The 2223-nt window shown below is 54.9% G+C and carries 2 protein-coding genes and 1 pseudogene; all 3 read left to right on the forward strand.

What is annotated here, in order from left to right:
• A pseudogene (locus AC1D17_RS28615) lies at window positions 1-485 on the forward strand (DEAD/DEAH box helicase); the annotation flags it as partial.
• 3 nt (window positions 486-488) lie between these two features.
• On the forward strand, window positions 489-1226 hold the full coding sequence (locus tag AC1D17_RS28620; RefSeq protein WP_128461534.1) for a DCL family protein: 738 nt from the start codon (window positions 489-491) through the stop codon (window positions 1224-1226).
• 141 nt (window positions 1227-1367) lie between these two features.
• Window positions 1368-2223, forward strand: an 856-nt coding sequence (locus tag AC1D17_RS28625; RefSeq protein WP_477568582.1) for a PIN domain-containing protein, incomplete at its 3' end; no start/stop codon positions are given.

Below are 2223 nucleotides of genomic sequence, written 5' to 3' on the forward strand. Positions count from 1 at the left end.
CGCTGACGGTCTTGCAGTGGCTCAAGGGCTTCTCTTTGCCGACGATTATTCGCAAGAGGATCGAGTATCTTCAACGGCGCGACGGTGAGGTCGACACAGCCGGCGTCATCAGAAACACACTTGAAATGATTGAGGGCACCGCTCGCTTCCTAGCTCCTCGGTATTTCTCTGCCTATGTCGATGTGTTGAACCAGCATTTGAAGGCCATAGGTCGAGAAGACCTTATCGATAGCGACCTTGATATCGGCGTTGCCCTGGAATTCGGCGTGAGTACCGTGACACTACGCTCGTTGATGGAGCTTGGCATGTCACGCATAGGGGCCGTCGCGCTCTACGAGATTGTCGCTTTGGATGGCCTCGACGAGGCGGCGTGCATTCAATGGGTTGTGGACCGTCGCGAGCAACTGGACGCCATCGGCTTGCCATCGATTGTCGTCCGCGAGGTACGTGAGAAGGTCCTCACAAAGGCATTGATGGAGGAATAGCAGATGGCAAAGCCGGTAGAACTTTCGAACGGTCAGATGTTCAAGACCAAGAAGGCCGCTGAACAGCATTTCAGAGACATGCTAGCGCGCTATCGCGACGGCGAGCACATATCGGATTATCAGGACCACAGTGATCTCTCGGCGCTTTTAGAGCGCTTTGACTTACTCGTTTCCGACGGCCCCTCAAAAATCGGCGCCGGCATAAAGCGGTTTGAGAGACGGTTGAACAAGGGAGACGGCTGGTCGAGCCCAGGATTTTGGGTTGTTCGCGTGGACAACACGCCGACGGACTTTAGCTACCCTCAGGCTGTCGTCGGCCGTCCTAAAAGTGATGCAGAGGAATTCTCCGTGGCGTGCCACAACGCTGTGTCACGTGACTTGCTTGGAATGAAGCAAAGGCAGTTCGACCATTTCTCCGATCCCGATGGACTGATCCCATGCGACATTACGGGAAACCTTGTCGCATACTCCGAAGCACAACTTAGTCATGCTCACCCTCCCTTCGGGATCATTGTTAAGGACTTTCGAAAATTCAAAGGTTGGAATGACAATATCCCCCCCGGCACCCTGACTGCGTCGGCTGACGCTCAGATCTCGACCCACTTCTCGGATGACGCGGTTGGAAAGGAGTTTCTGAACTTCCATCATGACCGGGCTGTTCTCAGGATCATAGGCAAGGAACGACCTTCGATGAGCATGTCCGCAGCCGTTACCGTCAATCGACCGCTTCGTTTCAGATAGCTGCTTTTGTGGGAGTGTCGTGACCCAGACGGGCGAGTCTGTTCACGTAGCAACGATTTCGTCTTCAACCCGGGCTGGATCGCACACGCGCGACAAGATAAAGCCGAACCAGACTCATGTAGTGGTGACAGAATGCCGACAATGACCCGTGAAGATGTGATTGCCGCGATCGGTGAAGGCCGCATTGGCGCAGTAACGATCGACACCACCGTTTTCGATAGCAAGCAGAAGAACTTCCGGCAGGTCGATTTTCGGACGATCGCCCAGTTCAGGAAGCGGAACACGCCTGTCGTGATTACCGACGTCATTGCGAGCGAAATGATGGCTCATCTTGAAGTGGAGGCGGCTGAGACGCAGAGAGTATTGAAGACTGCGCTGCGCCAGAACAACCTACGTTGGCATCGCGAGCGTCCAAATAACGAGGCGGCGACGCTGTTCCTGGATCGAGATCCGGCAGCTTTCGCACAGAGCGAATTCAATGATTTCGTTGCAGATGTAGGAGCTCAGGTCTTACCTGTCTCGGAAACTCCCGACGGGTTGTCCGAGCTGTTCCGACGCTATTTCGCGGTCGAGACGCCGTTTGCAGAGAAGGCGACCCGCAAGCAGGAGTTTCCAGATGCGGCCGCGCTTTTGCGCCTGGAAGCGTACGCGAAGCAACGGGAAAAATTGGTCCTTTGCGTTGCTCAAGATAAGGCATGGAAAGACTTCTGCGATAAATCCGATCACCTGGTTGCCGTTTTCCCGCTGAACGCTGCCCTCGGAATGTTTAGCGCGGCGTTCGAAGATGAGGACCTAGCCGACAAAATCGTCGAGCTATGGAAGGCTGGAACAGAGGAAGACTTCGAGCAAGAGGTTCGCGACGCGATAATCGAACGCCTAACCTACGTCGACTTCGACGTCGACGCGGACTGCTCGGTCGAGTTTGAAGCCGAGCCGATGGATGCGCAGCTTTCCGAGATACTGAAAGACACCCTCACCAACCCGATCGTTCTGGCTG

It is taken from the genome of Pararhizobium sp. P1_E7, assembly GCF_056405855.1.

Coding starts and splice junctions, on each gene's coding strand:
- AC1D17_RS28620 (WP_128461534.1), top strand. CDS start 489: ATGGCAAAGCCGGTAGAACTTTCGAACGGTCAGATGTTCAAGACCAAG.